Here is a 25132-nt window from a genome sequence, read left to right as displayed (position 1 = left end):
AGGCGCAAGCCACGCGGCCCCCTTCGCCGGCAAGCCGGCTCCTACAGGGGGTCAGAGGCCTTTGAGGTCGCGCTCTTCAATCGGGCGGCTCTGGCGCAGGCGCTTGCCGCCCAGCACTACCCAGTCGATCAGCCGGTACAGGCATTCCAGGCCGAAGGACAGCAGCAAGGCGCCACTGATACCCCAGATCATGGCTTCCGGGGTCAGCAGGATCTGGTAGCTGTAGCCGTCCCAGGTTTCCTTGCGGATTTCCGGGTCGGGGGCCAGGGCCACTTGCAGCAGGCGGATGTACCAGGGCCCCTGCATCGCCTGGTATTGCTTGTCCAGGGCCAGCTGGCGGCTGAGCAAGCCGCTCAGGCTCTCGGCATCGCTGCGAAACACCGGATCGTCGCTGGCCCGGTAATGGGCCACCAGGGCGTTCATGTCGCCCTTGAAGAATTGCTGCGCGGTGCCCTGGAAGCCCTGCAGGCTGTGCTGCGACTCGATCAGATGCGCCTCGACGCGCTTGGCGTAATCACTGATGAAACCCGGCACTTGCACACCGATCAACAGGCCGGCGGCGAACAGCACCAGCCGCAGATAACTGAGCAACATAGGGATGTCCTTATTCGGTCTGGCCATGGCTGACGCATTCACCGCGCCGCCACAGGCTCCACTGGCCCGGCTGGTAGCGGGTCCAGGTTTCGTTTTCGGTCAAGGGTTCAGTGGCGATCACCGTGACCACGTCGTTGGGCGTGGTTTCGGCCTGGAAGTCGACGATCACATCCACATCCTTCAGCCGCGCCGGGCCGAATGGGGCGCGCCGGGTGATCTGCGCCAGTTTGGTCGAGCAATAGCAGAACAGCCAGTCACCGTCGCTGAGCAGGCCATTGAACACGCCCTTGCTGCGGTATTCGCTGCAGGCCTGGATCAGGGTCGGCAGCAGTTCCTCGATTTCCACCGGCTCGGGAAAGGCGGCCCGCACCCGGTTCAGCAGGTCACAGAAAGCCGCTTCGCTGTCGGTATCGCCCACCGGGCGGTAGAAGCTGGCCTGGGGCTGGAAATCCGCCAACTGGCCATTGTGCGCAAAGCACCAGTTGCGGCCCCACAGCTCGCGGACAAAAGGATGAGTATTGGCCAGGCAGACCTTGCCGACGTTGGCCTGGCGGATATGGCCGATCACCACTTCGCTCTTGATCGGGTAACGCTGAACCAGGTTGGCCACTTCCGACTCGCTGCTGGCCGCCGGGTCCTGGAACAGGCGCAGGCCGCGGCCTTCATAGAAAGCGATGCCCCAGCCGTCGCGATGGGGGCCGGTGCGGCCGCCGCGCTGCATCAGCCCGGTAAAGCTGAAGACGATATCGGTCGGTACATTGGCGCTCATGCCCAACAACTCACACATGCTCGGACTCTCGCTTCAATGCCGGGGGCAGCGTTACAAACGCGGTTCGACCCGCGTATTCAGGGGGGTGCCGGCTGCAGGCTGGCGGCCGTAACGGTCATTGCCGGCGCCACCGAAGGGCTGGTCATCCTCCACTTCGGCAGCCTTGGCGGCAGCTTTCGCCGCTTCGTTGCGTTCCCGGCGCTCCCTGGCCGCGCGCTCGATGGGCCAGCGGATCAGCACGAACAGCAGGTAGACGCCAAAGGCGATCATGCCGTACATGAACAGGTCGGATACCGCACGCCAGGCGTTGTTGCCGACCTTGAAGGCTATATCCAGGGCGGTGATGGCCACGGCCGGGGCAAATTTTTCCTTGACCGGGTCGATGATGGTCGGGCTGAACAGCAGCACCGCCACCAGCACTCGCAGCGGTTCGCGCAGCCAGCGCCACATCCAGCGGGTCAGGCGCATCCACACCAGCAGGCAGCCCAAGGCGGCGAAGGCATAGAGCCCCCAGGCGATCAGATAGTCGTTCTCGGTCATGGTGTCCATGGCAAGGCAGGCAAAGAGGCGCTTATGATAACGACTTTTGCCGTGTCAGGCTGCACCGCCGTCTGCCCAGCCCTCATTTGTCATCGCCCGAGAGCCACCCATGCCCTTAACCGCCAACGACAGCAGCGCCCCGATTGCCCACAAGGCCGAAGGCGCTGACCCGTATGCCTGGCTGCAGGAACGCGACACCGACGCGGTGCTCGATTACCTGAAGGCTGAAAACAGCTACCTGGACGCCCAGTTGGCGCATCAGGGGCCCCTGCGTGAAACGCTGTTCCAGGAGATCAAGGGGCGGATCCTCGAAACCGACCTGTCCCTGCCCTCGCCCTGGGGCCCGTACCTGTACTACACCCGCACCACCGCCGGCGACGAATACGCCCGCCACTACCGCTGCCCGCGCCCGGCGGACGACAGCCTGACGGTGGACGAAAGCCGCGAGCAACTGCTGCTGGACCCCAACGCCCTGGCCAATGGCGGCTTCTTCTCCCTCGGGGCCTTCAGTATCAGCCCCGACCACCAGCGCCTGGCCTACAGCCTCGACACCACTGGGGAGGAAATCTACACCCTGTTCGTCAAGGAGCTGGCCAGCGACAAAGTCAGCGAGCTGTCCTTCGACAACTGCGACGGCAGCATGACCTGGGCCAACGACAGCCTGACCCTGTTCTTCGGCGAGCTGGACGATACCCACCGCCCGCACAAGCTGTTGCGCTACCGGCTGGATGGCACCGCCGCCGAGGAAGTGTTCCACGAGCCGGACGGACGCTTCTTCCTGCATTGCTACCGTTCCAGCTCCGAACGCCAACTGCTGCTGTCCCTGGGCAGCAAGACCACCGGCGAGACCTGGGCCCTGGACGCCACGCAGCCACAGCTGCCGTTCACTTGCCTGGCGCCGCGGGTCGAAGGCCATGAATACGATGTCGACCACGGCCTGCTGGACGGCCAATGGACCTGGTTCATCCGCAGCAACCGCGACGGCATCAACTTCGCCCTCTACCAGGCAGAAGACAACGGCGCGATCCCCGAGCAGGACGACTGGCAACTGCTGGTGCCGCACAACCCCGAAGTGATGCTCGACGGCGTGACCCTCAACGCCGGCGCCATGACCCTGAGCCTGCGCGAAGGCGGCCTGCCGATCATCGAAGTGCACCCCCGGGACCTGCCGGTATACCGCGTGCAACTGCCGGATGCGGCCTACAGCCTGCACGTGCAGAACAGCCTGGAGTTTTCCAGCGAGCGCATCCGCCTGCGCTACGAGGCCCTGAACCGCCCGGCCCAGGTGCGCCAGTTGCAACTGGCCGACGGCCAGCAGCAGGTGCTGAAGGAAACCCCAGTACTGGGCCCGTTCGACCCCGATGCCTACGTCAGCCAGCGCCTCTGGGCCACCGCCGCCGACGGCACCCAAGTGCCCATCAGCCTGGTGGTCAAGCGCGACTGCCTGGGCCAGCCGACGCCGCTGTACCTCTACGGCTACGGTGCCTACGGCGAAAGCCTCGACCCCTGGTTCTCCCACGCCCGCCTGAGCCTGCTCGATCGCGGCGTGGCCTTTGCCATTGCCCACGTGCGTGGCGGCGGCGAGCTGGGTGAGGCCTGGTACCGCGCCGGCAAGCAGGAACACAAGCAGAACACCTTCAGCGATTTCATCGCCTGCGCCGAACACCTGGTCGCCCAGGGCCTGACCAGCGCCCAGCAGTTGGCCATCAGCGGCGGCAGCGCCGGCGGCCTGCTGATCGGCGCGGTACTCAACCAGCGCCCCGAGCTGTTCAAGGTCGCTATCGCCGAAGTGCCCTTCGTCGATGTGCTCAACACCATGCTCGACCCGGAGCTGCCGCTGACCGTCACCGAATATGACGAATGGGGCAATCCCGAAGAACCCGAGGTCTACGCACGGATCAAGGCCTACGCGCCCTACGAGAACGTGCGCGCCCAGGCCTACCCTGCGCTCCTGGTGATCGCTGGCTACAACGACAGCCGCGTGCAGTACTGGGAAGCGGCCAAATGGGTGGCCAGGCTGCGGGCCACCAAGACCGACGACAACCCGCTGCTGCTCAAGACCGAGCTGGGGGCCGGCCATGGCGGCATGAGCGGGCGTTACCAGGGATTACGTGATGTAGCCCTCGAATACGCCTTTATCCTGAACATTCTGGGCCTGGCCTGAGGAACTCCCGGCGGCGTACCTGTCTTAACCCAGAACGCCGCCGGCAACCGCCGGACCGGGCCTGCGCCCGTGCAACAGACACAAGAAAAAGACCGTGATCCCATGTCCGAACCCACCTTACTGAACAACGAGATCCGCGACTGGCTGATGGACTGCGGCCTGTTCGACCAGTTGTTGCCCGCCGACTTCAACGCTGCGGCCGGCTACTTCAGCATCAGCAGCATCGCCGAGGGCGAAGCGATCTTTCATGAGGGCGATGCCGGCAGCTTCATGTGCATCATCCACAGCGGCCAGGTGGCGGTGCAAAAGCGCAACCACGACGGCCAGCTGCTGACCATCGCTACCCTGCGCAGCGGCCGGGCCTTTGGCGAAATGGCGGTGCTCGATGGCGAGCGACGTTCGGCTACCTGCGTGGCCGCCAGCCAATGCCAGTTGCTCAACCTGGGCAAGGACTCCCTGGAGAAGATGCTCAACGATGCGCCAAAGATCGCCGCCAAGATCATCCGCGCCCTGGCCGTGTCGCTGTCAAAGCGGCTGCGCATGGCCGACGGCCAGTTGCTCGCGCAGCAGATCTGAGCCCCGGGGTACCCTCGCCACATCACCCGCTACCTCCATCAACCCTGAACCTTGGGTTTGCTGTCGTTCTGCTCCAGCCCTGGCAGGGTCTGGTCCTTGGGCGGCTTGGGCATGTCGATCGGCGGCAGCAGGGGCGCGCTGCCACTGCTGCCGGCTTTCGGCGTGCTGGGCGGGGTGACTTGCGGATAAGGCGTAGGGGTCGCGGTGCCCGGGGTGCCGAGGGTCGGCGCCGGGGTCACCACCGGGGCGCTTTGCGGCTCGTCGGCCAAAGCCGGGCCGGCACCAAGCGCCAGGGCTGCGGTGAGGGCGAGCGCCGCTTGGGCAATCACCGTTAGAATAGTGCGCTTCATCAATGGCTCCATTGCTATTGTCTGGCGTCAGGCTACTCCCAACCGGGGCGTTTTGCCTTCCTCAATGAGATCTCCATGAAACGTTTCGTACTGCTGGACACTACTGCGATTCCTGAAAACGGCGGTGCCTTGTGCCTGTTCGAATACGGTGAGGATTTCGTCATCAAGATCCAGGGCGGCGACGGCGGCCAGTTGATGAACACACGCATGCACGGTTCCGAGGACGCCCTGGCGCAGATCCCTTGCAGCAAGGTCGCCGGGCGCCCGAACTCACGGGTGCTGATCGGCGGCCTGGGCATGGGCTTCACCCTGGCCGCGGCTCTCAAGCACCTGGGCAAGAGCGCCGAGGTGGTGGTCGCCGAGCTGGTGCCCGGGGTGGTGGAATGGAACCGTGGCCCGCTCGGCGAAAAGTCCGGCCGGCCGCTGCTGGACCCGCGCACGGTGATCCGCCTGGAAGACGTGGCCAAGGTCCTGCAGGCCGAGCCCCAGGGCTTCGACGCGATCATGCTCGACGTCGACAACGGCCCCGAAGGCCTGACCCAGAAAGCCAACAGCTGGCTCTACTCCAGCGCCGGCCTGGCCGCCTGCGCCCGGGCCCTGCGGCCCAAGGGCATTCTTGCGGTGTGGTCGGCCAGCGCCGACCGGCAGTTCTCCGAGCGCCTGCGCAAGGCCGGCTTCAAGGCCGAGGAAGTACAGGTCTTCGCCCATGGCAATCGCGGCACCCGGCACACCATCTGGATTGCCGAGAAGCTCAAGGCCTGAGCTAAACTTTGTCCATTACCGTCATTAGTCCTTCTACAAAGGTGAACCCATGAGTTCGTCCACTCCCCCGTCCAACACCGCCAAGCTGGACCGTATCCTTGCCGACGCCCAGCGCGACCGGGAAATGGGCTACCGCGACAAGGCGCTGAAAATGTACCCCCATGTCTGCGGCCGCTGCGCCCGGGAGTTCTCCGGCAAGCGCCTGAGCGAGTTGACCGTGCACCACCGCGATCACAACCACGACAACAACCCCCAGGACGGTTCCAACTGGGAACTCTTGTGCCTGTACTGCCACGACAACGAGCACTCGCGCTACACCGACCAGCAGTACTTCGGCGAAGGCTCCCTGAGCACCCCGAAAGTCGCCAAGGCGACCCACAACCCGTTCGCCGCCCTGGCCGGGTTGATGAAGAAAGACCCGGAGTAAGCACCAGCCGCCGGGCATATTGTGGCGAGCGAGCGTGCTCCCGTTCGGCGGCAAGGCAGCCGTAAACCCTGTGTCCCCGGCCGGCCTGCTATACCGCATTGGCCGGCGTCGGGAGCAAGCTCCCTCGCCACAACAAGCCACCGAGCCGTGGGCAATCCCCGTATAATCGCGCTCTTTTCCCCCAAGGCGCTTTGTTCGTGGCAAACAAAAGGTACAGTTGCATCGGTTTGTATAACCCCAAGTCACCGGAGAACGTCGGTTCGGTGATGCGCGCCGCCGGCTGCTATGGCGTCGCCTCGGTGTTCTACACCGGCAAGCGCTATGAGCGGGCCCGCGACTTCGTCACCGACACCAAGAAGGTCCACCAGGACATTCCGCTGATCGGCATCGACGACCTGAAGAAAATCCTCCCCCTGGGCTGCATACCGGTGGCCGTGGAACTGGTCGAGGGTGCCCGCCCACTGCCCGAATACACCCACCCGGATCGCGCCCTGTACATCTTCGGCCCGGAAGACGGCTCCCTCGACAAGGAAATCCGCGACTGGTGCGAGGACGTGGTCTACATCCCCACCACCGGTTGCATGAACCTGGCAGCGACAGTCAACGTGGTGCTCTACGATCGCCTGGCCAAGGGCAACAACACCCGCTCCGGTCCCAAGTTCTGAGCACACGCCGGTCATTGCCCGGGAACCTGTGACGCCTTCGTGCAGTCAGCCTTGTATCCCTTACCGCCCTTGGAGACAGATCATGAGCGAGCGCAAACAGCTGCAAACCATCGAGTCGACCCCGTTCCAGAGCCAGCCCACCCAGAATGTCCAGGGCTGGGAGCGCATCGGCTCGCTGGCCGGCGGCGTGGTGATGATGGGCAAGGGCCTGCGCCGTGGCGGCGTATTCGGCCTGATCCAGGTAGCCATCGGCGGCGTGGCCCTGGCCCGGGGCATCACCGGGCACAGCTCGGCGAAAAGCCTGCTGGAGAAAAGCCGCCAGGACATGAACAACGTGCGCAACAAGATCGAACGCGCTGCAGAAGAGCTGCGCAACCTGAAAGCCGATGCCGAAGCCGCCGGCCGCAACGCCAAGGCCGCCAGCAATGATGAAGTGAAGGTGCCCAAGGCCTGAGGCCGGGGCGTCCTCATGGACGCCTGGGCCCCAGCCGCGCCGGGTCAGCGCAGCAGGCTGGTGTCGAGGACCCTGGAGGGCTCGCCCAGCACGCTTTCACTGAGCTGGATGAATTCGGCGGTGCTGACGCTTTCCAGGCGCATCGCCGCTTGCAGGACATCGTCCAGGGAGCGCTTGTTGCGGGTCTTGAGGCGAATCTCCCGATCCAGCTCCTGCAATAGCAACACCGCCTTGGCCACTGTGGCGCTGTCCACCTGTTCGCCGCGCAGGCTGGTGACCTTGTGGCCGTCCCGGGCCAGGCGCTTCCCCAGCACCTGGTAACGTTCATCGCTGATGCCACCGGCACGGCGCAGCAGCTCGATGGCGTAGTACTGCGCCAGCCCTTCACTGATCCAGTCGCTGCGCTGGCTGTCGTTGATCCGTGCCAGAGATTGCACCAGCTCCCGCAGCAAGGGGCTGGCGCCGCTCTCGCTGACCAGCGGCAGGCGGCTGTGCAGGAACAGTGAATCGCGCCCGGCCAGGCTGCCGCGCCACATCGGATCGGCCGCGCCGACGATCAACAGCTTGCTCGGCTGGCGGGGAAACACCGCCTGCACCTGCGGCCAGACAAAGGTCAGCAGGGTCAGCACATCCATGCGCCGCATGCCCTGGCCCAGTGGCGAGACCACGCTGACGTCGGTTTCCCCCAGGCGCGTGCGGCGGCTGCCCAGGGTGCCGGCGAGCATCCAGCCGGCGGGACGGTCGAACAGCCGCGAGGGGTTGTCGATGCGAAAACGGTGCTTGCCGATCCGCGGCCAGGCGGTCTCGATGCTCTTCCAGCCGGCGGGCAGTTCGAAATCCAGGCGCGCCACCAGCTCGATGCCGTCCTGCTGGTCCAGGTGCGCCGGCGGCACCAGGGTTTCGCCGCGCAGCAGGGCCCAGTTGGCAGTACTGCGGCTGTCATAGCTGCCCTTCTTGATGCTGTGGTTCAGGCGTACCCGGTAGCTCAGGCTGGCCTTGCCGCTGGCCGGACGCCAGACCCCACGCTGACCGCCGGCACCGGCGGGGGCGGCCTGCCATTGGCCGTCGGCCTTGAAGTCGCTGTAGTCGCCGGTCGAGCCCAGATCGAAATCCAGGCTGCGCAGCGCCGCGCCGTCGGCCAGGGTCAGGCGCACTTCGGCCTGATCGCTCTGGGGCAGGAAGCGCACGTGATAATCCAGATCGACCTTCTTCGCCGCAAACGCCGATGCGCTCAATGCCAGCATCGCAGCGGCCAGCGCCAGCTTCGCCCCCACCCTCATACCCTCTCCTTGCTATTGAAACCTTGAAGCCGGCGCGGCGAACCCTCAGCCTGCGCGGAAAATCAGATGATCCTCCCAATCCTCTTCCGCCACGCTGCCTTCGGCGAGCATGCGGCCGGACTGGGAAATACGTTCGTGGTGCACCGCATCGCGGTCGCCGCACACCAGGTGGTGCCACAGGGGCAGGTCCTTGCCCTCGCTCACCAGGCGGTAGCCGCAGGTGGGGGGCAGCCACTTGAATTCGTCGGCCTTGCCCGGGGTCAGCTGGATGCAGTCGGGCACCGAGTCGCGGCGGTTGGGGTAATCGCTGCACTGGCAGGTCTTGAGGTCCAAAAGCTTGCAGGCGATGCGCGTGTAATAGACGCTGTTGTCGTCCTCGTCTTCAAGCTTTTGCAGGCAGCACAGACCGCAGCCATCGCACAACGACTCCCATTCGTCCTGGTCGAGTTGTTCGAGGGTTTTGCGTATCCAGAAAGGTTCGACTTTGGCGGCCATGGCTCAAGCATCAATATCCGAGGGTGAAAAGGCCGCCAGTCTAGTGCCGAAGAACCGGCGGGCCAAGCGCTGGCGACTGTCGGTAGGCCGGGACTTGTCAGCGGGCCATGGGCACAGTAGCTTTGCCCCTCGGACCGACCCGCGTCCGTGTGCCATTAACGCTTGACCGCGTTGCACCCGGCAAACCGCACGGGGTCAGGAATACCCCTTCGCTCAGCTCATCTGCGCTTGCCGGTTTATTCCACTCATCTCACATGCTGCCAGGAGTTTTTCCATGAGCGCCAACACTCGCGTTGCCGACTACGCCATCCACCCGCAGTTCACCCAGCGCTGGTCGCCCCGGGCCTTCACCGGCGAAAGCATCCCCGAAGAAACCCTGCTGAGCTTCTTCGAAGCCGCACGCTGGGCGCCTTCGGCCTACAACTCGCAGCCCTGGCGCTTCCTCTATGCCCGCCGCGACACGCCGAACTGGGAACGCTTCCTCGGCCTGCTCAACGAATTCAACCGTGGCTGGGCGCAACACGCTTCGGCCCTGGTGATCGTGATTTCCAAGACCACCTTCACCGTGCCCGGCGCCAGCGAGGAAACCCCGGCCCTGTGGCACACCTTCGACACCGGTTCGGCCTGGGGCCACCTGGCCCTGCAAGCCAGCCTCAGTGGCTGGCACACCCACGGCATGGCCGGTTTCGACCAGGAACTGACCCGCAAGGAACTGAAGATCCCCGAAGGCTATGCCGTGCACGCCGCCGTGGCCGTGGGCAAGCTGGGAGACAAGTCGACCCTGGCCGACTACCTCCAGGCCCGGGAAGAGCCAAGCCCGCGTCGCCCCCTGAGCGAAACCGTGGCCGAAGGCGATTTCAGCCTCTAAAGCCGCGATCGCCTCTGTAGGAGCGAGCTTGCTCGCGAAGCCCTGAAGGGCGCCGCGCTTGCCTGGCAAGCACGGCTTTCGCGAGCAAGCTCGCTCCTGCGATCAGGTCCGTTTCAATAGCCCCGGGCGAAATCCACTTCGCCGCGCAGGGCCTGCCCAGCCTGATAAGCCCGCAGGTTGTCGGCGAACAACTGCACCATCAATTCCGGCGAGGTCGGCGCCGAACTGTGGCCCGTCAGCAGCAAGCCCCAGGCGGTCCAGAACGGATGCCGTTGCGGCAAGGGCTCCTGGCGGCAGACATCGATCACCGCCCCCGCCAGATGCCCATCCTTGAGGGCCTGCACCAGGTCCGCATCGACCACCGCCACGCCCCGGCCAACATTGATGAACAACCCCGTGGGCTTGAACTGCTTGAACAGCGCCGCGTCGTACAGGTCGTGAGTGCTCGGGGTGTTGGGCAGCAGGTTGACCACGTAGTCCACCTCCCCACCAGGCGCCCCAGGTCTTGCAGGCCGGCCACTTCGATAAAGGGCGCCTGCTCCCGGGGCTGGCTGGCGATGCCGTACAGCTTCACGCCAAACGGCAGGAGGAACTGCGCCACGCTCTGGCCGATGTCGCCGGTGCCGACGATCAGCACCTTGCGCCCCACCAGGCTCTGGCCCAGGCGGTTGTCCCACTTGCGCTCGACCTGGCTCACCAGGCGCGCCAGCACCTCGCGCTCATGGCCCAGGATGTAGGTCAGCACGTACTCGGCCATCACCTGGCCGAAGATGCCCACGGCCCGGGTCAGGCGGTAGTGCCGCGGCAGGCCGTCGGCCAGCAGCGGGGTAATGCCGGCCCAGGTGGATTGCAGCCACTGGGGCTGGTGCCCCTGGCGCAGCAGGGTGGCCAGCAGGTCCGGCTGCCCCAGCCAGACCGGACAATCCGCCGCCAACCGTGCCAGCTCGGCGGAGTCGCCACTGGTCAGCACTTCCAGCTCCGGGGTCGCCTGACGCAACAGGCGGGCATAAACAGCGTGATCGTGTTCGGCAATCAGAACGCGCATGGCTCAAACCTTAAAAAACGGTGCAGGCAGCCGCCGACGGAGAATCGCTCCATCGATCAAGGCGGCTGCCAGGTCAGTCAGTTGCACTTACAAGGAGGCCCGGGACCGGGCGCCTACAGGTCAGACCGGATCATTGCGACGCAGCAGCTCTTCGGGCAAGTGCTCGATGTACTCGTCTTCTGCCGGTGGCATCTGCAGGTGGTAGCCCTGCTTGTCGAGGTTTTCCAGCACCTGGTGGATGTCCTCGCGGGACAGCTTGCGCTCCGGGCTCAGCACCAGGTCGAAGGCATGTTGCGGCTTGCCGAAGGCCAGCAGCAGGTTTTCCGGCACGCGTTCCAGAGCCTCGCTTTTGAGCACGTAGAGGTACATCTCGTTCTTGCGCGGGCTTTTGTAGATGGAGCAGATACGTTTCAAGGCTGTTCTCCGGCGGTGGCCAGGCTGTCCAGCAGCGCCTGGCCCATCAATTCGCGGCGCCAGCCACGCAACGAATCAGGCAATTGGTAAGGCCCGTTGGGGAAGCCGCTCTTGAGCAGGCTCTCCAGGGTTTTCTTGCGCAGCATCACTTCCGGGGCGATCCCCAGGCGCTCGGCCTGGGCCTGGCCCACGGCCTTGAGGCGCTTGAGCAGGGCCGCGGCTTCGATCGGCAGGGGTTCGGGCACGGCCGGCGGCCATTGATCCGGGCCGACGCTGGCGGTGCGCTTGATCAGGTCGAGGAGGAACTCGCCGTCCTGGCGCACGGTACGCGGGTGCATGTCTTCGATCTTGGCCAGCGCCGACAGGTTGTCCGGCTGGGTCTTGGCCAGGGGCCACAGGGCATGCTCGCGCACGATACGGTTGCGCGGCAGGTTGCGGGCACGGGCCTCGCGCTCGCGCCAGGCACACAGTTCACGCAAGACCGCCAGCTGGGCGCGGGACAGTTTCCAGGCCAGCTTGGCTTCGCGGTAGACCTCGTAGGGGTCCACTTCGCGGCGCAGGTTGGCCACCAGCTCGGCGCCGTCTTCCAGCACCCAGCGGTACTTGTCCTCGGACAACCTGGGCCGCAGTTCGGTGAACACCTGGGCCAGGTGCACGGCGTCTTCGGCGGCGTAGCTGACCTGGGTTTCCGACAGCGGGCGCTGCAGCCAGTCGGAACGGGTCTCGCCCTTGGGCAGGTCGATGCCCAGGACTTCCTGCACCAGGCGCGAATAGCCCATGGAGAAACCCAGGTTCAGGTAGGCGGCCGCCAGTTGCGTGTCGAACAACGGCGCCGGCAGGCTGCCAGTCAGGCGCAGCAGGACTTCAAGGTCCTCGCTGCAGGCGTGCACCACCTTGACCACTGCCGGATTCTCCAGCAGGGCCGCCAGTGGCTGCCAGTTGTCGATGGTCAAAGGGTCAATCAGGTAGGCGCGCTGCCCATCGCCAATCTGCAACAGGGCGGCAATGGGATAGAAAGTGTCGACCCGCATGAATTCGGTGTCGAGGGCGACGAATGGCAACTGCTGCCACTGGGCGCAAAGCTGACCGAGGCTATCGTTGTCGCGAATCCAATGTATATCGATGGCCACACGGCTCTCCCTTGAAGAATGGCGCGCAGTATATATCGCCTCCGGCGATTTCCGAGCATTCACCCGACAAGAGCAAGTGAGAAACCATCTGCCGGAGGGCAAGAATAGTCCGAGACTCTGGGCTAACCCTGTTTTCTCAGCACATAGACCCGCGAAGGCGCCCAACCGGGCAGCAGGTCCCGATGGTCGAGCACTTCAAAACCGGCTTCGCGGAACTCCGCTTCCAGCTGCACCTTGCTGGCCAGCGGCAGCATGCCGGAGCTGGCAGAAGCGGGTCGGGCGATCTGCAACAGCGGTTCGATCCGCGTGGCCAGGATCACCGTGTCCCGGCTGACCCGGTAGAACTCGCGCAGCAGGGCCAGGCGATCCTCGCCCCGGGTCACGTGGGCAAAGAGTTGCATGCAGATGATGCAGTCCACCGCATTGGCCGACAGGCCGATATTGAACGCCGAGCTGTGAAAGGTCTTGACCCGCTTCAGCAGGCTGGCCGGGTGGTGGGTCTGGGCATGGTTCAACATGTCCTGGGAAGGGTCCGCCGCCAGAATCACCCGGTTGCCGTGCTCGCCCAGCACCGGCCAGTAGCGCCCGGCGCCACAGGCCACATCCAGGATCAGCCCCGGCTCGCCGGCTTCCTTCAGGGCGTGACGTACCAGGCGCGCCGTGCGCCAGACGGCCAGGCGTGCGCCGATCCCGGCTGGCCGGGGCTCGCGGCAGACGCGCGCGTGCTCCTGGTCGTAGCGCCGAGCGAACTCCAGTTCGATGGACGGTGGGGGATGGGACGACATGAACGGCGAACTCTTTTTGGAATCCAGGGGCCACAGGTTAACGTGCCATTCGTGAAAAAAAGGTCGAAAGCCCGCATCGCCTTCCGGCACCGGTACTTGCCTTGCCTGGCCGGCGGCTGGCGCCAATAATGCTCCGCCCCCCTGCCCCTCAAGGAACGATTCCATGCTCCCGCGCCTGCTGTTGTGTACCCTGCTGGGCCTCAGCGCCCCAGCCCTGAGCTTCGCCCAGGAGCCCTCCTCGCACCTGGACCAGGTGATCGAGCGCGGCCACCTGACGGTCTGCACCACCGGCGACTACAAGCCCTACAGCTACCTGCGCGACGACGGCCACTACGAAGGCATCGACATCAGCCTGGCCGAATCCCTGGCCGAGAGCCTCGGGGTGCGGGTGAAGTGGGTCAACACCACCTGGAAAGGCCTGATGGCGGACTTCCAGAGCCAACAGTGCGACATCGCCGTCGGCGGTATTTCGGTGTCACTGGAGCGGCAGAAAAAAGCCTTCTTCAGCCAGCCCCTGGGCATCGACGGCAAGATCCCCCTGGTGCGCTGCCAGGATCTCAAGCGCTACCAGACCCTGGAACAGATCAACCAGCCCGAGGTGCGCCTGATCGAGCCACCGGGCGGCACCAACGAAATCTTCGCCCGGGCCCACCTGCCCAAGGCCAGCCTGACCCTGTTCGCCGACAACGTGACGATCTTCGATCAGTTGCTGACCCACCGCGCCGACGTGATGATCACCGACGCCTCGGAGGCGCGCTTCCAGCAACGGCACAAGCCGGGGCTGTGCGCAGTCAACCCCGAGCGCTATCTGCAATACAGCGAGAAGGCCTTTCTCCTGCCCCGGGACGATGTGGCCTGGAAAAGCTACGTCGACCAATGGCTGCACCTGAGCAAGGCCACCGGCGCCTACGACCGGGTGGTCAATCAGTGGCTGGCCGCGCCCTCGTCCTGATCCAGCAGCAGCTGCCGGAAAGCCTGGCAGGCGGCGCTGCGATAGGCGCCCTTGCGCCCCAGCAGCACCACGCTGCGCGGCGCCGGTGGTGACTGCAAGGCCAGGGTGCGCAGCCCCGGCTGCTCCCGGGCAATGGAGCTGGGCAGGATGGTCGCCAGTTGCCCGCGCCGGACCATCTCGACAATCGCACTGACCGAATTGGCCTCGGCGGCGATCGGCGGGGCAATGCCCTGCTGCCGGCAATACAGGTCGATGTGCCGGCGGGTGGCGAAGTCGGCGCTGAGCAGCACCAGGGGCTGGCGGCCCAGGGCCTCGGCACTCAAGGGCAGGCGCTCGGGCTGCGGATACTGCGGGCCGACCATCAGGCTCAGGGTCTCGATGAACAGCGCCTGACTCTCGATCTCCGCCAGGTGCTCGCCGGCGAAGGCGATACCCAGGTCCAGGCGGTCTTCGGCCAGGGCCGCCTCCAGGCGGTCCTGGGTCATTTCCTCGATGCTCAGGCCGATTCCCGGGTGCTGCCGGTAAAAGCGGCTGAGCAAGGGCCCGGCCAGGTAGGCGGTAAAGGTCGGGGTCAGTGCCAGGCGCAGCGAGCCGCGGCTCAGGTCCTGCACATCGTGGATCGCCCGCCTGGCCGCCTCCAGGTCCTGCAGGGCGCGGCGGGCATAGGCGACATAGGCCTGGCCGGCATCGGTGAGGCGCACGCTGCGCCCGGAACGGTCGAACAGCGGCGCCCCCAGGCCCTCCTCCAACTGCTTGATCTGTTGCGACAGGGTCGGCTGGGACACATGCAGCGCCTCGGCAGCCCGGGTGAAGTTGCAATGCTCGGCCACGGCCAGCAGGTAACGGATGTGACGCAACAGCATGGGGAATTCCAACTATAGGCTGTACTTATGGAAAGCATAATAAGCCGGTCTTGGACGCTATAGCTGAAAACTTCCATCCTTGCCCCATCAGCGACGCAAGGAGAACCCCATGCAGAACATCATCGACGGCTTCCTCAAGTTCCAGCGCGAAGCCTTTCCCCAACGCAGTGAACTGTTCAAGCAACTGGCCAGCACCCAGAACCCCGGCACCCTGTTCGTCACCTGCTCCGACAGCCGGGTGGTGCCCGAACTGCTGACCCAGCAAGAGCCCGGCGACCTGTTCGTGATCCGCAACGCCGGCAACATCGTGCCCAGCTACGGCCCCGAGCCGGGCGGCGTATCGGCCACCGTGGAATACGCGGTGGCAGTGCTGGGGGTGAGCGACATCGTCATCTGCGGCCACTCCGACTGCGGCGCGATGACCGCCATTTCCACCTGCAAGTGCCTCGACCACCTGCCCGCCGTGGCCAACTGGCTGCGCCATGCCGAGTCGGCCAAGGTGATCAATGCCGCCCGCCAGCACGCCTCGCCCGCCGAGCACCTGGACGCCCTGGTGCGCGACAACGTGATCGCCCAACTGGCCAACCTCAAGACCCATCCTTCGGTGGCCCTGGCCCTGGAGCAGGGCCGGCTCAACCTGCATGGCTGGGTCTATGACATCGAGAGCGGCGCCATCGTCGCCCTCGACGGCAACACCCAGCGTTTCGTCTCCCTGGCCGAGTACCCGCACACCTGTGCCCTGGCCAGCCAAGCTTCCAGCGCTGCCTGAGCAGCCCCCGTTTCGTCACTCAAGAGGAGTCACCCCATGCTGCAATCCCAATTCGCCCAAGCTCCACGCCTGGCCCTGGCCGACACCATCATCGACGCCAAGGCGCGCAAGAACCTGTCGTGGCAGGACCTCACCGACGGCACCGGGCTGAGCCTGGCTTTCGTCACCGCCGCTCTGCTGGGCCAGCACGCCCTGCCGCCCACCGCCGCCGACCTGGTGTGCGACAAGCTGGGCCTGGACCAGGACGCCAGCCGCCTGCTGCAGAGCATTCCCCTGCGCGGCAGCATCGCCGGCGGCATCCCCACCGACCCGACCGTGTATCGCTTCTATGAAATGCTCCAGGTCTACGGTTCGACCCTCAAGGCCCTGGTCCACGAGCAGTTCGGCGACGGCATCATCAGCGCCATCAACTTCAAGCTGGACATCAAGAAGGTCGAAGATCCGGAAGGCGGTTCCCGCGCAGTGATCACCCTGGACGGCAAGTACCTGCCGACCAAGCCGTTCTGATCCCGGGTTGCAGGTTGCTCCAGCGGTAGGTACCTGCCGGGCGTGCGTATCGTCCGGTTTGCGGCCCTGCGGCCCGGATCGCGGCCTGCGGCAGCGGCTACAGGTCCGCGGTGTTATTTAGTTTTTAAATAACACCGCGGACTTTCTGATTTGCCCCCACTCCAGACCGAGCCGCCTAATCGGGTCCTTGTTTGTTGAAGGTCCGACCATGGAAAACGTTCGTGCAACTTCCCGCCCCGCACTCTGGCTGATGGTCAGTGTGATTCTGGTGGCGCTCAATCTGCGTCCGTCGATGGCCGCCGTCGGCCCGCTGCTGTCGGGCATTCGCGGCGATATCCCCTTGAGCTTCAGCCTGGCTTCCCTGCTGACCATGCTGCCGGTCATGGCCATGGGCCTGGCGATGTTCTTCGGCATGGGCATCAGCCAGCGCCTGGGCGAGCACCGCACTGTGGTCCTGTCGCTGCTGGTCATCGGCCTGGCCACGGTCTCGCGGCTGTTCATGGATTCGGCAGCCGAGCTGATTCTCAGCGCGGTGCTGGCCGGCATCGGCATCGCCCTGATCCAGGCACTGCTGCCGGCGCTGATCAAGTCGCGCTTTGCCGACAATGTCTCGTTGTTCATGGGCCTGTACGTCACCTCGATCATGGGCGGTGCAGCGCTGGCCGCGTCGTTCTCGCCCCTGGTGATGAACCACAGTGGCAGTTGGCGCCTGGCCCTGGCGATCTGGGCCGCCCTGGCGCTGCTGGCCCTGGTGTTCTGGTACGCCCAGCGCGCGGCCCTGCCCAGGCTGCCAGGCAAAGGTGGAGCACGGGAATCCTTTGCCGGTAATCGCCGGGCCTGGCTGCTGGCGGTGTTCTTCGGCCTCGGCACCGCTTCCTACACCTGCGTGCTGGCATGGCTGGCGCCCTACTACGTGGAGAACGGCTGGAGCGAGCAGAACGCGGGCCTGTTGCTGGGCTTTCTCACCGCCATGGAAGTGATTTCCGGGCTGGTCACCCCGGCCATCGCCAACCGCAGCCAGGACCGGCGCCTGGTGCTGGTGGCCCTGCTGGTACTGATCATCGCCGGCTTCTGCGGCCTGATCCTCAGCCCCAAACACCTCAGCCTGCTGTGGCCGTGCCTGCTGGGCCTGGGAATCGGCGGGCTGTTTCCCATGAGCCTGATCGTCTCCCTGGACCACCTCAGCGACCCGCGCCGCGCCGGTGGCCTGACCGCTTTCGTGCAGGGCATCGGCTACCTGATTGCCGGGCTGTCGCCGTTGCTGGCGGGCATGATCCGCGACCAGCTGGGCAGCTTCGAGTGGGCCTGGTGGTCACTGGCCGCGGTGATGCTGGTGATGATCCTCATGGCGCTGCGCTTCAATCCGAAGCATTACCGCCAGCACATCCGCTGAGCCGGGGGAGGCCATCATGAACCCGGCGAACTTCACCCAGGCCAACCTTGGCATGCTGCTGTGGGCGGTGCTGATTGCCGCTTCGTTCTTTGCCGCCGCCGAGGTCAGCCAGGCCATCGACCCGGTACTGCTGACCGCCCTGCGCCTGTTGTTCTCGGCGCTGATGTTCGTGCCTCTGTTGTGGCTCAAGGGTTCGGCGCCCATGACCCTGGCCGGCTTGCGCGCCCATGGGCTGCTGGGCCTGCTGCTGGCGCTGTATTTCGGTTCGCTGTTCGAAGCCCTGCGCTATACCTCGGCGGTCAACACCGGGACCCTGTTCACCCTGGTGCCGCTCCTGACCCTGGTGTTCGAAGCCTGGCTGCTGCCTGGAAGCGGCCAGCGGCGCCGCCTGCTGCCGATGCTGGTGGCGGGGGCCGGGGCGCTGCTGCTGATCCTCAAGGGCGGCGCGCCAGGGCAATTGCCGTCGCTGTACGCCATGGGTATCTACGCCCTGGGCTGCCTGGCCATGGCCGCCTACTCGCCGCTGAGCCAGCGCTTCAAGGCCGGCAGCCTGCAAGGGCGCAGCCCGGCGGCCATGACCTTCTGGAACATGCTGTTCGGATCGCTGTTCCTGTTTGTCGCCAGCCTGGCCAGTGGCGGCTGGCGCAGTGCCGCGCTACTGCGCGGCAACGACCTGCTGTGGCTGCTGTACCTGGCGCTGTTCGCCACCCTGGCAACCTTCTGGCTGCTGCATCGGGCCATCGGCGTCATCGCCCCGTCCACGGTGATTTCCTACATCTACCTGAGCACCCTGTTCCTCACGCTGTTCCACTGGTTGTGGCTGGGCCAGGGGCCACAGTTGACAGAAATGCTCGGCGCCCTGCTGGTGGCCCTGGGCATGCTCGGCCTGGTGCGCGGCAGCCGCCCGACAGCCGCGGCGGCCTGAAATTTCCCCGGGACAAGCACCATTGCAGTGCGCGAAACTGCGCAGGTCGTGTTATCGGACATTTATGTCCCGATGCTGTCCGCGAATCCCCGCCCCGGGCATTTAATTAGGACGATCGTTCCGCTAGCATCGATCCGGTTTGCGCGCCACCGGCGCCAGGTGCTCAGCGGGATGGAACGGATGCTCATCAGCAATGTGCTCAGAAAACTCGACATGCAGGACCTCATGGTCTTTATCGCGGTGTACGAGCAAAGCAGTGTCACCGGGGTTTCGGAAACCCTCTGCGTCAGCCAGTCGACCGTCAGCTACTGCCTGAAGAAACTGCGCAACGGCTTCGAGGACGAACTGTTCATCAACACCCGCACCGGCATGCGCCCGACCTACAAGGCCACCAGCATGTACAACCACGTGCTGAGGATCCTGGAGAGCATCAACCTGTGCCACAGCGGTGTGCCGGCCTTCGACCCGACCCGCCAGGCCGTGACCTTCAACCTCTGTGCCCCGGAATACTTCGAGCTGCTGATCCTGCCGCGCCTGCTCAAGGGCTTCGACTACGCCGACCTGCCGGTGACAGTCAACGTGCAGAAGCTGGAAAGTGATATTCCCGCCGAGGACCTGCGCGATGGCAGCGTCGACCTGGTGATCTGTTTCGGGCCCGACTTCCATCGCGGCCACGCCGACTTCAAATCGCAGATGCTGCTGGAGGACGACCTGGTGTGTGTCTTCGACAAGCGTGCGACCCCGCCCAGGGAACCGCGCTTCAGCCTGCAGTCGTTCGTCGAGCGGCGGCACGTGTTTCCCACGCCCTGGACGTCGGACAGCAACATGGTGGACGGCTGGCTGGCGCGCCAGGCCCACAAGCGGCAGATCGTCGCCCGCTCCAACAGCTACAGCGCAGCGCTGAAGATGATCACCGGCACCGACTTCCTCCTCACCCTGCCCCGGCGCATCCAGGCACTGCTGGCCAACGAGGCAGTGTTCAACCATTGCGAGGCCCCCAGCGGCCTGCCGGGATTCAGCCTGGACATGCAGTGGAGCCAGCACACCGATCAGGACAGCGCGCAGACCTGGTTCCGTGAACAGATAGTCAAGGTCTGCGCCGAGCAGGGGCTGGCCTGATCCTCAGCGGCCGACGGCGGCCTTGCTGTAGGACGCGCGGTCGATATCGACGATCTCCACGCACAGTTGCACCTGGACATCCGCCGGCCATGGCGCCAGATCCTGCAACACCGCCAGCAGGCTCTCGGACAACTGCTTCTTGACCTCTGGCGAACGGCCGCTGAGCAAGGCCAGCTTGACGTGGACAAAGCCGCGCTCGCCAATCCCGGTGCCGACCCGGAACGCTTCGACCTTGACTGCACGGCTCTTGATGTCGAACTCGTCGGAGAACTGCCCGGACGCCACCAGCCCATGATTGAGTCGCAGCAGCGCCTTGTCGACGTCCAGTTGCGGCAGGTTAGCGGTGTATTCCATATGCAGGTGCGGCATGGCAAAGCTCCCGGTCAGTCAGGGGTAAAAAGGCGCTCCATACTACACAACCCGCCCCACGCCGCCGCAGTAGCCGTTAGCCTCATTGCCTGGACGCCGCCCTTTCCCGCAGGGCCAGGGTTTCCCAGGCCGCCACCAGCAGCATCACCAGGGTGGTCAGGCTGCCCAGCGCCAGGGCGGAAAACCACTGGTTCCAGGCCGCGGGCAACAACAGCAGCAAGGCCGCGAGCCCGGCCAGGTGCGACAGCGGCGGCAACGGCCGCTCGTTCATCACCCACTTGAACAGCGCGCAACCGAGCAGGAACAGCCAGGGCCCGCCGACGATCACCAGCACCGCGGCCTGGCTGGCATGCTGCGGGTGCACCAGCACCAGTTCGTCGGCCACCGCACTGACGATGATCCCGGCGACGATCAGCACATGCAGGTAGGTGTAGGCAATACGCGCCTGGCGCCCCGGGTCGCTGGAGTGGGCGATGCGGTGGTGGGCACGCTCGGCGCCGCTGTCGAAATACACCCACCACATGGCAATGCTGCCCAGCACCGCCACCACGAAAGCCAGTACCCCTTCGGCACTGGTGGCCAGCTCGGCGAAGGTGGCGCCGGTGACCAGCAGGGATTCACCCAGGGCGATGATCACGAACAGAGCGCAGCGCTCGGCCATGTGGTTGCCTTCGACATTCCAGTCTTCCAGGGTCGAGCGGCCGAGCCCCGGCACCCAGAAATACAGCGACGGCGACAGCACCTCGATGGCCAGGGCCAGCCCCCAGCACGCCAGGCGCTGCGGGCCTTCGAGCAGGCCACCGGTGATCCAGAAAACGCCCGAGAACATCAGCCACAAGAGGATCCGCTGGAAGTTGCGGGTCATGTTCAGCGGCTCGCCGCGCACTGCCCACAGCGAATAGGCGGTGCGCCCCACCTGCATGAACACATAGGCGCCGGCGAACAGCAGCCCACGCTCGCCGAAGGCCTGGGGAATCGACGAGGACAGCAGCAACCCGGCCACCATCAGCACGAACAGGCCGAGGCGGATCGGCAGGGCTTCCGGGTCCAGCCAGTTGGTGATCCACGAGGTGAAGATCCACACCCACCACACCGCCACCATCAGCAACGCCACCTGCAGCGCTCCGCCCAGGGACAGATGAGCCAGCAGGGAGTGGGACAGTTGGGTCACGGCAAACACGAACACCAGGTCGAAGAACAGCTCGACCATGCCAACCTTGCCGCTGTCGTGGCTGCCACGCCCACGCAACAGGGAACGGGAACGACTCATGGGCAAACTCCACCGATCAATGTTTCAACAGACGATCCACACAGCAAAGCAGCCGCCTGTGCCTATGCCAAGCTGGCGGCCTCCGTTCACTGCGCCGCTGTAGCAGGCTGCGACCAGGTCCGCAGGACTGGCAAGGCCGCCCACCCGATCCGCCAGGCATACCGCATGGGCAGGTTTGGGGCCCGCTGCGCGGTCCATCGCAGCCTGCGGCAGCGGCTACCAGGCGCGATTAGCTCGCGAGGGGCGCCCGCTCGCTCATGAAGGCTTCCAGCCGCGAGCGCAGCCAGCGTTCGGCGGGGTCGGTGTCCACATGGCTGAGCCAGACCATGGACAGGTCCAGGGTCGGGGTCTTGAACGGAAACGGCTCGCAGTACAGCTGCCCCGAGGCGGCCATGGCGGCGGCGGCATAGTCGGGCAGGCTGGCGATCAGCTTGGTGCCGGCGAGCAGGGCCGGCAGCGAGCTGTACTGGGGCACCGACAACACGACCTGGCGGGTGCGGCCGATCTCCGCCAGCCACTCATCGGCGAAGCCGGCGACATTGGCGGTGTGGGACACCAGCACATGGGGCCGCGCGCAGTACTCATCGAGGGTCAGCGGTGTGTCGCTGGCATCGGCCCGCAGCACGCTGGGCTGGATATGCCGCAGCAGCTTGCGCTTGGCGTTGGCCGGCAGGCCGCGGGTCTGGCTGATGCCCACGGTGATATCGCCGGACGCCAGCAGGTCGGGAATCCGCCAGTAGTCCACGTGCTGCACCACGACCACCACTTGCGGCGCTTCCTGGCGCAGGGCCCGCAGCAGGGGGGGCAGCAGGCCGAACTCGACGTCGTCGGACAGGCCGATGCGAAAGGTCATGGTGCTGCTGGCGGGATCGAAATCGTGGGTCAGGCTCAGGGCCGAGGACAGTGCGTCCAGGGCCGGCGACAGGTGCTGGATGATCTGCTCGGCACGAGCCGTGGGCTCCATGCGATGGCCGACGCGAATGAACAGCGGGTCGTTGAACATCGCCCGCAGGCGGTTGAGCGCGGAACTGATGGTGGGCTGGCCGAGGAACAGCTTCTCCGCCACCCGGGTGACATTGCGCTCGAGCATCAGCGCCTCGAACACCACCATCAGGTTGATATCGGCCTTGCGCAGTTCATTGCGATTCATTGATGTTGCCCCCGGTCCCCAGACGGGAAGCAGTGTAGAAAGGCCGGAGGGCTGGCGTCCAGGCAAGATCTGCCAAGCGACGCCAACCCCGGGCAGACCTCAGGCGGAGTTTCTCGCCAGCCCACTCGCCCTTTGCTCACAGCGGTCCTCCTGGCCCTGGCGCAAACGCAGTGCCGCCAATGCCGCCACCAGCAGCACCAGGGCAATCACCTTGAGGCCATTCATGGCATTGCCGGTGCTCATCTCGATCGCGCCCATCACCGAAGGGCCGACAAAACCGCCCAGCAGCCCGCAGGAATTGACGAAGCCCAGGCCACCCGCCAACGCCGCGCCTTTGAGCCGTGAAGCCGGGTACAGGAAGATGATCGACTGCACCACGAAGAACATCAGCGCCGCCACGCAGAACCCCAGCAGGCTGAACACCGGCCCGGAAAACGCCGCGATCGACAGCCCCGCCGCCATCACCAGCAAGCCACAGACCAGCAGGCGCCGCGAGCGTTGCGGGCTGTTGGCCAGCCGGGGCAAGGCGATAGCCCCGACGGCTGCGGCGATCCAGGGCAGCGAGGTCAAAAGGCCAACGCTCATGATGCTCAGGTTGCCGTACTTGCCGATGATGCTGGGGAGGAAAAAGATCACGGTGTAGATGGTGATCTGATGGCAGAAGTAGACAAAGATCGCCAGCAGGATCTGTGGCGTGAAGCATTGCCGGAACGAGTGCCCGCCCTGCCCCGCGCCCTCGTCGGCTTCCCGGGCCAGGCGCTGTTCGATGGCCGCCGCTTCCTCGGCGCTCAGCCAGGGAGCACGGCTCGGGCGGTCCGGCAGGCGCCGCCATACCACCCAGGCGAAGAACACCGCCGGCAGGCCTTCGAGCAGGAACATCCACTGCCAGCCGTGCCAGCCCAAAAGGCCGTCCATCTTCATCAGCGCCGCGCCCAGCGGGCCGCCAATGATATTGGCCAGGCACACCCCCAGCAGGAAATAGCCGGTGGCCCGGGCCCGCTGCTGGCGGTCGAACCAGTAGGTCAGGTACAGCATGACCCCGGGAAACAGCCCGGCCTCGGCGATCCCCAGCAGCAGGCGCAGCACATAGAAGGAGGTCTCGCCCTGGACGAAAGCCATGGCAGCGGAGATCAGCCCCCAGGTCACCATGATCCGGGCGATCCAGAAGCGCGCGCCGACCTTGTGCATGATCAGGTTGCTCGGCACTTCGGACAGCGCATAGGTGAGGAAGAACAGTCCGGCCCCCAGCCCGTAGGCCGCGGCGGAAATCCCCAGGTCCACATCCAGCTGATGCTTGGCCAGGGCGATATTGGTGCGGTCGAGAAAACTCAGGACATAGGCCGCGATCAGCAGCGGCATCAGCTTGAGGAACATCAGCCGGGTCAGTTGTTGCGGGTCCCGGGGCGGCGCGGCGGTTGCAGTGTTCATGGGCATATCCCTTTGTAATTGTTATGCGGGATCGCCAGCGCCCGGAAGGCGCCGGCAGCGGGCCTGCGGGGCTTAGAACGCGACCTGGTCGCGTCCCTTGAGCCCGAGCAGGGTGCGGGCTTCGTCCGCCGTCGCCACCCGGCCGCCCAGGGCCTCGATGACGCTGCGGATGCGTCGTACCTGGTCGGCGTTGCTCGCCGCCAGCTTGCCGGGGCCGTCCCACAGCGAGTCCTCCAGGCCGACCCGGGCATGGCTGCCCATGGCCAGGCCCATGGTCGCCAGGGGAATCTGGTTGCGCCCGGCGCCGAGGATCGACCAGTGATAGGCATCGCCGAACAGCCGGTCAGCGGTGCGGCGCATGTGTGCCAGGTCCTCGGGGTGGCCGCCGATGCCGCCCCGCAGGCCGAACACCGACTGGATGAACAGCGGCGCCTTGAGCAGGCCGCGCTCCAGGAAATGCGCAGCGGTGTAGAGGTGGCCGATGTCGTAGCACTCGATCTCGAAGCGCGTGCGGTTCTCGGCACAGGCACTGAGGATATGGGCGATATCGCGGAAGGTATTGCGGAAAATCCGGTCGTCGCTTTCCTTCAGGTACGGCCGCTCCCAGTCGTGCTTGAACTCGGTGAAGCGGTTGAGCATTTCGTACAGGCCGAAGTTCATCGAGCCCATGTTCAGCGAGGCCAGTTCCGGCTTGAACTCCAGCACCGGTTGCAGGCGCTCCTCGACACCCATGGTCGGCGCGCCGCCGGTGGTGAGGTTGATCACCACGTCGCAGGCGGCCTTGATCTGCGGCAGGAAGCGCCGGAACAGCTCGGGGTCCTGGCTCGGCCGGCCGTCCTCCGGGTCCCGGGCGTGCAGGTGGACGATGGCCGCCCCGGCCTCCGCGGCGGCGATGGCCTCGGCGGCGATCTCCCCGGCCGTGACCGGCAGGTGGGGCGACATGGACGGGGTATGAATGGCACCGGTAACGGCGCAAGTGATGATGACGGGTGTTTTTCCAGGCATGACGGTACTCCGACTTTTATTCTTGATGAAAAAAATCCCAGGGTGTCGCTACAGGTTTCAGCGC

28 protein-coding genes and 1 pseudogene are annotated in these 25132 nt (G+C 65.5%); 13 read left to right on the top strand and 16 right to left on the bottom strand.

Features of this window, described 5'->3' with window-relative positions; translation table 11 throughout:
• Window positions 1–51 precede the first annotated feature (51 nt).
• Genes KI242_RS07915 through KI242_RS07905 form a run of 3 tightly spaced genes read right to left on the bottom strand, consistent with a single transcriptional unit; the run spans window position 52 to window position 1912 of the window.
• On the bottom strand, window positions 52–594 hold the full coding sequence (locus tag KI242_RS07915) for a DUF2937 family protein (RefSeq protein WP_011059848.1): 543 nt from the start codon (window positions 592–594) through the stop codon (window positions 52–54).
• Window positions 595–604: 10 nt separating this feature from the next.
• On the bottom strand, window positions 605–1381 hold the full coding sequence (locus tag KI242_RS07910; RefSeq protein ID WP_011059847.1) for a class II glutamine amidotransferase: 777 nt from the start codon (window positions 1379–1381) through the stop codon (window positions 605–607).
• 33 nt (window positions 1382–1414) lie between these two features.
• Window positions 1415–1912 carry a hypothetical protein gene (locus KI242_RS07905; RefSeq protein ID WP_011059846.1) on the bottom strand — a complete coding sequence of 166 codons (498 nt, stop codon included), beginning with the start codon at window positions 1910–1912 and terminating at the stop codon, window positions 1415–1417.
• A gap of 100 nt (window positions 1913–2012) precedes the next feature.
• Between KI242_RS07905 and KI242_RS07900 the strand changes: the two genes are divergently transcribed.
• Both KI242_RS07900 and KI242_RS07895 read left to right on the top strand, forming a co-directional pair.
• Window positions 2013–4067, top strand: a complete 2055-nt coding sequence (locus KI242_RS07900) for a S9 family peptidase (protein ID WP_212806040.1) — start codon at window positions 2013–2015, stop codon at window positions 4065–4067.
• A 102-nt stretch (window positions 4068–4169) separates the two neighbouring features.
• Window positions 4170–4643, top strand: a complete 474-nt coding sequence (locus tag KI242_RS07895; protein WP_041116532.1) for a cyclic nucleotide-binding domain-containing protein — start codon at window positions 4170–4172, stop codon at window positions 4641–4643.
• A 38-nt stretch (window positions 4644–4681) separates the two neighbouring features.
• Here KI242_RS07895 and KI242_RS07890 read toward each other — a convergent pair whose 3' ends face one another.
• A complete protein-coding gene (locus KI242_RS07890; protein ID WP_011059843.1) occupies window positions 4682–4993 on the bottom strand; it encodes a hypothetical protein in 312 nt (103 codons plus the stop codon).
• Window positions 4994–5068: 75 nt separating this feature from the next.
• Here KI242_RS07890 and KI242_RS07885 point away from each other — a divergent pair, with 75 nt between their 5' ends.
• The 4 genes from KI242_RS07885 (at window position 5069) to KI242_RS07870 (ending at window position 7301) form a co-directional block, all read left to right on the top strand.
• On the top strand, window positions 5069–5755 hold the full coding sequence (locus tag KI242_RS07885) for a hypothetical protein (protein WP_015634551.1): 687 nt from the start codon (window positions 5069–5071) through the stop codon (window positions 5753–5755).
• 49 nt (window positions 5756–5804) lie between these two features.
• Complete coding sequence (locus KI242_RS07880) at window positions 5805–6182, top strand: YajD family HNH nuclease (RefSeq protein ID WP_011059841.1); 378 nt, start codon at window positions 5805–5807, stop codon at window positions 6180–6182.
• Between the two features lie 197 nt (window positions 6183–6379).
• Window positions 6380–6847, top strand: coding sequence for an RNA methyltransferase (locus KI242_RS07875; RefSeq protein ID WP_011059840.1), 468 nt, complete (start codon window positions 6380–6382; stop codon window positions 6845–6847).
• Window positions 6848–6929: 82 nt separating this feature from the next.
• On the top strand, window positions 6930–7301 hold the full coding sequence (locus KI242_RS07870) for a DUF2892 domain-containing protein (protein ID WP_011059839.1): 372 nt from the start codon (window positions 6930–6932) through the stop codon (window positions 7299–7301).
• A gap of 44 nt (window positions 7302–7345) precedes the next feature.
• On the opposite strand, the gene KI242_RS07865 is transcribed toward KI242_RS07870, so the two are convergent.
• Window positions 7346–8581, bottom strand: coding sequence for a hypothetical protein (locus KI242_RS07865; protein ID WP_015634550.1), 1236 nt, complete (start codon window positions 8579–8581; stop codon window positions 7346–7348).
• Window positions 8582–8626: 45 nt separating this feature from the next.
• Window positions 8627–9076 carry a YcgN family cysteine cluster protein gene (locus KI242_RS07860; RefSeq protein WP_015634549.1) on the bottom strand — a complete coding sequence of 150 codons (450 nt, stop codon included), beginning with the start codon at window positions 9074–9076 and terminating at the stop codon, window positions 8627–8629.
• 274 nt (window positions 9077–9350) lie between these two features.
• Between KI242_RS07860 and KI242_RS07855 the strand changes: the two genes are divergently transcribed.
• Entirely contained in the window at window positions 9351–9944 is a 594-nt protein-coding gene (locus KI242_RS07855) for a nitroreductase family protein (RefSeq protein WP_011059836.1), read from the top strand.
• A 113-nt stretch (window positions 9945–10057) separates the two neighbouring features.
• On the opposite strand, the pseudogene KI242_RS07850 reads toward KI242_RS07855, so the two are convergent.
• The 4 genes and pseudogenes from KI242_RS07850 to KI242_RS07835 all read right to left on the bottom strand — a co-directional run bounded on the left by KI242_RS07850 (window position 10058) and on the right by KI242_RS07835 (window position 13318).
• Window positions 10058–10989: pseudogene (locus tag KI242_RS07850) on the bottom strand (D-2-hydroxyacid dehydrogenase).
• 120 nt (window positions 10990–11109) lie between these two features.
• On the bottom strand, window positions 11110–11403 hold the full coding sequence (locus KI242_RS07845) for a YcgL domain-containing protein (protein ID WP_011059834.1): 294 nt from the start codon (window positions 11401–11403) through the stop codon (window positions 11110–11112).
• Entirely contained in the window at window positions 11400–12533 is a 1134-nt protein-coding gene (gene rnd / locus KI242_RS07840) for a ribonuclease D (protein WP_011059833.1), read from the bottom strand. The genes KI242_RS07845 and rnd overlap by 4 nt, the downstream gene beginning before the upstream one ends.
• A 122-nt stretch (window positions 12534–12655) precedes the next feature.
• A complete protein-coding gene (locus KI242_RS07835) occupies window positions 12656–13318 on the bottom strand; it encodes a class I SAM-dependent methyltransferase (protein ID WP_011059832.1) in 663 nt (220 codons plus the stop codon).
• A gap of 163 nt (window positions 13319–13481) precedes the next feature.
• Here KI242_RS07835 and KI242_RS07830 point away from each other — a divergent pair, with 163 nt between their 5' ends.
• Entirely contained in the window at window positions 13482–14270 is a 789-nt protein-coding gene (locus KI242_RS07830) for a transporter substrate-binding domain-containing protein (protein WP_011059831.1), read from the top strand.
• On the opposite strand, the gene cynR is transcribed toward KI242_RS07830, so the two are convergent.
• The gene (gene cynR, locus KI242_RS07825) at window positions 14243–15133 is read right to left on the bottom strand and encodes a transcriptional regulator CynR (RefSeq protein WP_011059830.1); all 891 of its coding nucleotides are present in this window, start codon (window positions 15131–15133) and stop codon (window positions 14243–14245) included. The two genes, KI242_RS07830 and cynR, sit on opposite strands and share 28 nt — an antisense overlap.
• 109 nt (window positions 15134–15242) lie before the next feature.
• Here cynR and KI242_RS07820 point away from each other — a divergent pair, with 109 nt between their 5' ends.
• The 5 genes from KI242_RS07820 to KI242_RS07800 all read left to right on the top strand — a co-directional run bounded on the left by KI242_RS07820 (window position 15243) and on the right by KI242_RS07800 (window position 19846).
• Entirely contained in the window at window positions 15243–15902 is a 660-nt protein-coding gene (locus KI242_RS07820; RefSeq protein ID WP_011059829.1) for a carbonic anhydrase, read from the top strand.
• Window positions 15903–15938: 36 nt separating this feature from the next.
• Window positions 15939–16409, top strand: coding sequence for a cyanase (cynS, locus tag KI242_RS07815; protein WP_123430218.1), 471 nt, complete (start codon window positions 15939–15941; stop codon window positions 16407–16409).
• 208 nt (window positions 16410–16617) lie between these two features.
• Window positions 16618–17802, top strand: coding sequence for a cyanate transporter (locus KI242_RS07810; RefSeq protein ID WP_212806039.1), 1185 nt, complete (start codon window positions 16618–16620; stop codon window positions 17800–17802).
• 16 nt (window positions 17803–17818) lie between these two features.
• A complete protein-coding gene (locus tag KI242_RS07805; RefSeq protein WP_019093309.1) occupies window positions 17819–18727 on the top strand; it encodes a DMT family transporter in 909 nt (302 codons plus the stop codon).
• A gap of 180 nt (window positions 18728–18907) precedes the next feature.
• Window positions 18908–19846, top strand: coding sequence for a LysR family transcriptional regulator (locus tag KI242_RS07800; RefSeq protein ID WP_072451020.1), 939 nt, complete (start codon window positions 18908–18910; stop codon window positions 19844–19846).
• Window positions 19847–19849: 3 nt separating this feature from the next.
• On the opposite strand, the gene KI242_RS07795 is transcribed toward KI242_RS07800, so the two are convergent.
• The 5 genes from KI242_RS07795 to KI242_RS07775 all read right to left on the bottom strand — a co-directional run bounded on the left by KI242_RS07795 (window position 19850) and on the right by KI242_RS07775 (window position 25068).
• Window positions 19850–20215 (bottom strand): 5-carboxymethyl-2-hydroxymuconate Delta-isomerase, encoded by a 366-nt coding sequence (locus KI242_RS07795; RefSeq protein WP_011059824.1) that lies wholly within the window; start codon window positions 20213–20215, stop codon window positions 19850–19852.
• Between the two features lie 82 nt (window positions 20216–20297).
• Complete coding sequence (locus KI242_RS07790) at window positions 20298–21485, bottom strand: low temperature requirement protein A (protein ID WP_015634542.1); 1188 nt, start codon at window positions 21483–21485, stop codon at window positions 20298–20300.
• Window positions 21486–21714: 229 nt separating this feature from the next.
• Entirely contained in the window at window positions 21715–22635 is a 921-nt protein-coding gene (locus KI242_RS07785) for a LysR substrate-binding domain-containing protein (protein WP_011059822.1), read from the bottom strand.
• A 99-nt stretch (window positions 22636–22734) separates the two neighbouring features.
• Window positions 22735–24069, bottom strand: coding sequence for an MFS transporter (locus KI242_RS07780; RefSeq protein WP_041752004.1), 1335 nt, complete (start codon window positions 24067–24069; stop codon window positions 22735–22737).
• Between the two features lie 66 nt (window positions 24070–24135).
• A complete protein-coding gene (locus KI242_RS07775; protein WP_212806038.1) occupies window positions 24136–25068 on the bottom strand; it encodes a 3-keto-5-aminohexanoate cleavage protein in 933 nt (310 codons plus the stop codon).
• Between the last annotated feature and the right edge of the window lie 64 nt (window positions 25069–25132).

This window comes from Pseudomonas sp. Eqa60 (assembly GCF_018326405.1).
Lineage (GTDB): Bacteria > Pseudomonadota > Gammaproteobacteria > Pseudomonadales > Pseudomonadaceae > Aquipseudomonas > Aquipseudomonas protegens.
The sequence above is the reverse complement of the archived record's forward strand: the minus strand, read 5'-3'. Positions and strand labels throughout refer to the sequence as shown.

What these genes read in the sequence shown, in the direction of transcription:
- KI242_RS07895 (WP_041116532.1), top strand. Translation starts at nt 4,170, where the DNA reads ATGTCCGAACCCACCTTACTGAACAACGAGATCCGCGACTGGCTGATG.
- KI242_RS07900 (WP_212806040.1), top strand. Translation starts at nt 2,013, where the DNA reads ATGCCCTTAACCGCCAACGACAGCAGCGCCCCGATTGCCCACAAGGCC.
- cynR (WP_011059830.1), bottom strand. Translation starts at nt 15,133, where the DNA reads ATGCTGTTGCGTCACATCCGTTACCTGCTGGCCGTGGCCGAGCATTGC.
- KI242_RS07790 (WP_015634542.1), bottom strand. Translation starts at nt 21,485, where the DNA reads ATGAGTCGTTCCCGTTCCCTGTTGCGTGGGCGTGGCAGCCACGACAGC.
- KI242_RS07800 (WP_072451020.1), top strand. Translation starts at nt 18,908, where the DNA reads ATGCTCATCAGCAATGTGCTCAGAAAACTCGACATGCAGGACCTCATG.
- KI242_RS07830 (WP_011059831.1), top strand. Translation starts at nt 13,482, where the DNA reads ATGCTCCCGCGCCTGCTGTTGTGTACCCTGCTGGGCCTCAGCGCCCCA.
- KI242_RS07805 (WP_019093309.1), top strand. Translation starts at nt 17,819, where the DNA reads ATGAACCCGGCGAACTTCACCCAGGCCAACCTTGGCATGCTGCTGTGG.
- KI242_RS07795 (WP_011059824.1), bottom strand. Translation starts at nt 20,215, where the DNA reads ATGCCGCACCTGCATATGGAATACACCGCTAACCTGCCGCAACTGGAC.
- KI242_RS07810 (WP_212806039.1), top strand. Translation starts at nt 16,618, where the DNA reads ATGGAAAACGTTCGTGCAACTTCCCGCCCCGCACTCTGGCTGATGGTC.
- KI242_RS07865 (WP_015634550.1), bottom strand. Translation starts at nt 8,581, where the DNA reads ATGAGGGTGGGGGCGAAGCTGGCGCTGGCCGCTGCGATGCTGGCATTG.
- KI242_RS07910 (WP_011059847.1), bottom strand. Translation starts at nt 1,381, where the DNA reads ATGTGTGAGTTGTTGGGCATGAGCGCCAATGTACCGACCGATATCGTC.
- KI242_RS07855 (WP_011059836.1), top strand. Translation starts at nt 9,351, where the DNA reads ATGAGCGCCAACACTCGCGTTGCCGACTACGCCATCCACCCGCAGTTC.
- KI242_RS07780 (WP_041752004.1), bottom strand. Translation starts at nt 24,069, where the DNA reads ATGCCCATGAACACTGCAACCGCCGCGCCGCCCCGGGACCCGCAACAA.
- KI242_RS07915 (WP_011059848.1), bottom strand. Translation starts at nt 594, where the DNA reads ATGTTGCTCAGTTATCTGCGGCTGGTGCTGTTCGCCGCCGGCCTGTTG.
- KI242_RS07835 (WP_011059832.1), bottom strand. Translation starts at nt 13,318, where the DNA reads ATGTCGTCCCATCCCCCACCGTCCATCGAACTGGAGTTCGCTCGGCGC.
- KI242_RS07860 (WP_015634549.1), bottom strand. Translation starts at nt 9,076, where the DNA reads ATGGCCGCCAAAGTCGAACCTTTCTGGATACGCAAAACCCTCGAACAA.
- KI242_RS07820 (WP_011059829.1), top strand. Translation starts at nt 15,243, where the DNA reads ATGCAGAACATCATCGACGGCTTCCTCAAGTTCCAGCGCGAAGCCTTT.
- cynS (WP_123430218.1), top strand. Translation starts at nt 15,939, where the DNA reads ATGCTGCAATCCCAATTCGCCCAAGCTCCACGCCTGGCCCTGGCCGAC.
- KI242_RS07890 (WP_011059843.1), bottom strand. Translation starts at nt 4,993, where the DNA reads ATGAAGCGCACTATTCTAACGGTGATTGCCCAAGCGGCGCTCGCCCTC.
- KI242_RS07775 (WP_212806038.1), bottom strand. Translation starts at nt 25,068, where the DNA reads ATGCCTGGAAAAACACCCGTCATCATCACTTGCGCCGTTACCGGTGCC.
- KI242_RS07785 (WP_011059822.1), bottom strand. Translation starts at nt 22,635, where the DNA reads ATGAATCGCAATGAACTGCGCAAGGCCGATATCAACCTGATGGTGGTG.
- KI242_RS07880 (WP_011059841.1), top strand. Translation starts at nt 5,805, where the DNA reads ATGAGTTCGTCCACTCCCCCGTCCAACACCGCCAAGCTGGACCGTATC.
- KI242_RS07905 (WP_011059846.1), bottom strand. Translation starts at nt 1,912, where the DNA reads ATGGACACCATGACCGAGAACGACTATCTGATCGCCTGGGGGCTCTAT.
- KI242_RS07885 (WP_015634551.1), top strand. Translation starts at nt 5,069, where the DNA reads ATGAAACGTTTCGTACTGCTGGACACTACTGCGATTCCTGAAAACGGC.
- KI242_RS07870 (WP_011059839.1), top strand. Translation starts at nt 6,930, where the DNA reads ATGAGCGAGCGCAAACAGCTGCAAACCATCGAGTCGACCCCGTTCCAG.